This is a genomic window from Acidobacteriota bacterium (assembly GCA_029861955.1).
GTDB lineage: Bacteria > Acidobacteriota > Polarisedimenticolia > Polarisedimenticolales > Polarisedimenticolaceae > JAOTYK01.
Window position 1 is genome coordinate 1 of the sequence record JAOTYK010000094.1, and the last position, 2648, is coordinate 2648.

3 protein-coding genes are annotated in these 2648 nt (G+C 64.6%); 1 reads left to right on the top strand and 2 read right to left on the bottom strand.

All coding sequences use genetic code 11. The features are described 5' to 3' along the window. Window positions 1–1314: ATP-binding protein (locus OES25_17670; protein MDH3629466.1), on the bottom strand; the 1314-nt coding region annotated here is incomplete at its 3' end. Between the two features lie 53 nt (window positions 1315–1367). Then, window positions 1368–2054 carry a response regulator transcription factor gene (locus OES25_17675; GenBank protein MDH3629467.1) on the bottom strand — a complete coding sequence of 229 codons (687 nt, stop codon included), beginning with the start codon at window positions 2052–2054 and terminating at the stop codon, window positions 1368–1370. A 257-nt stretch (window positions 2055–2311) separates the two neighbouring features. On the opposite strand from OES25_17675, the gene OES25_17680 reads away from it, so the two are divergent. Further along, window positions 2312–2648: hypothetical protein (locus OES25_17680; GenBank protein ID MDH3629468.1), on the top strand; the 337-nt coding region annotated here is incomplete at its 3' end.

Sequence of the window (2648 nt, forward strand, 5' to 3'; positions counted from 1 at the left end):
TTCCACGGCAACGGTGCCGCTGGCCTGCTGCACCGCGCCGTACACGGTGGCCAGGCCGAATCCGCTGTGACCGGTCGCCTCCTTCGTCGTGAAGAAGGGCTCGAAGATCCGTTCCCGGTTCTCCGGCGGTATCCCCGATCCGGTATCCGCGACCGCCAGCATGACGTAGTCGCCCGGCCGCGCGTACGTCCGGGGCGACTCGTCGGGAAGACGGAGGTTGGCCGTCTCGATCCGCAGCCGCCCGCCGGCGGGCATCGCCTGGACCGCATTGGCGACAAGGTTCACGATCACCTGCTCGAGTTGTACGGGATCGATCTCGACACTGTGGAGATCCGGTGACAGGCGCGGTTCCAGCCGGACGTTCTCACCGACCAGCCTTCGGATTTCGGCCCCGACACCGTCGTCGAGAAGTGCGTTGAGGTTGACCGCGACGGATCGGACCGGTTGCCGGCGGCCGAACGTGAGCAGCCGATCGATCAACGCAGTCGCCTTGTCCACCGAACTCAGGATCGAAGCGGTCTTCCGCCTCGTTCCGTCGTCAACCGCTTTGTCCCGTGCCAGCTCCGCCTGGGAGCGGATGGCGCCCAGGTAACTGTTGATGTCGTGGGCGATGCCGCCAGCCAACCGTCCGATCGCATCCATTCTCTGCGCCCGGTGCAGTTGGGCGTCCCTCTCACGAAGCGTGGTTTCGACCTTCACCCGTCGCCGCTCGAGACTCCACAAGGTGGTGACGCTCAGTGCCACGATGACGATCCAGGACGCCACGATCACCCTGAACAAGGTGTTAGCCCTGGCCCGATTCCTGGTCTGTCGGTTCGCGAGTCGGCTCTCGAACTCCCGTGTCTCCACGAGAAGACCGAGAAACACGCCGTCGTACTCGGCGTCCAACTCGGAGCCGACACCGACGTCCCGGCCTTGACGAAGACCCTCTTTTCGGACGATCGAGAGCTTGCGGAACGTCTCCACGCCGGCGCGGATGCTCGTCGCCATCCGGTAAAACGACGGGTCCTCGAGAGGAACGATCCGGAAATCGATCGGCGTAGCGGGCGCTTCGTCCAGCATGGCGCCAATCAAATCGTGGGCGTTGTCCAGGTTGGACGCGATCTCCGCGATGTCCACCCGGTCTCCGGTGAGATGCTCCTCGAGCCACAGGTGAGCGCTGGTCAACGCGGTCTGGATCTGCTCGATGGCGCGGAGACGGTCGCTGTCACGTTGGATGAGCCGCTCGGAAATGTCGTTGGCGGCCAGCAGCATCAGCAACGATACGACGCCGAGCAGCAGAACCGTGAATGTGATCCAGCGCCTGCTAGCCACCGCCTGCCGCGACGGCGACCCGGCATCCGGCGATTCGGACCAACGAGCGCCTCTCACTCTTCCGGGGACCGCTCGCCTTGAATCGTGTACCCGACGGCCATTACGGTGCGCAGCAGCTTTGCGTCGGGGTCCGGATCGATCTTGCGACGAATGCGATGAATCAGGACGTCGATCACGTTGCTGCTCGGATCGAAGCGTTGGTCCCACACGTGCTCGGCGAGCTCGGCACGGGTGACGACCTGGTTCTTCCTGAGCAACAGGTACTCGAGCAGCGCGAACTCCTTGGGGGAAAAGTGGACCGGTTCTCCACCGACCGTGACCGTGCGCGCGCTGCGGTCCATGACGAGGTCATCCGCCGTGAGTCTGCTGGCCACCCGCTTGTCGCGGCGGCGCAACAGGCTCCGCACCCGGGCGTGAAACTCGGCGAAAGCAAACGGCTTGCCCAGGAAGTCGTCGGCGCCAAGATCGAGCCCTTCGACACGGTCGTGCACTTCGCTGTCGGCAGTCAGCACGAGCACGGGGGTGGAGCTTCCGGCTTCACGCCAGAACCGCAGCAACTCGAGGCCGGTCGGGGGGGGTATCTTCCGATCCAGCACGACGAGGTCGTAAGCGTTGGCCGACATCAAATGGTCGGCCCGCTCGCCGGTCCGGGCAAGATCGACCGCGTAGCCCTCATCGGTAAGAGACTCGACCAGGGCTTCCGCCAACTCGTGGTCGTCTTCGACAATCAGAATTCGCATTCGTCAACCCGCTCGGGCCCGGCCTGATCGTTAATCCCCTGTTAATACCGCCTGAGTATACGTCGGGCCGAAGAGGGTCAGCGCAACCTGTTGACGGGACTAGAGATGCGCCGCCAGCGTTTGATACGTCGGGGCGTCGGACTGCGAAGCCGGGGTCTGTTCATGTCCCTGAAAGGTCTGAGGGCGGATAATCCGGTTTCCTGGCATTTGGGCACGCGGGTCGCATCACGGGGGGCCCGGGAAGCACGGAGGCACGCATGAAAAGGAACGAGATTCGAACCAAGATCGGATTACTGACGATTCTGTCCCTGCTGCCGCTCGTGGCCGCGACCACCTTCGCGAACCCGCCGACGCTGCAGGGTCCGACGTTCCTGCCGGGCGATGGCGCCCGGGATGCCGCGTCGGGTGACCAGGAGGAGGTGGTGATCGTCGCCGGCGGTGGCGGCTTCCTCACCGCATGGACCGACATGCGTGCGTCCACCATCGAGTTCCAGGGGCTCGAGCAGAGCGGTCACGACGTCTACGCCGCCCGCCTGGATGCGGCCGGCAATTTGCTCGACGCGGTGCCGATAATCCTGAGCCAGGATGCGGGTT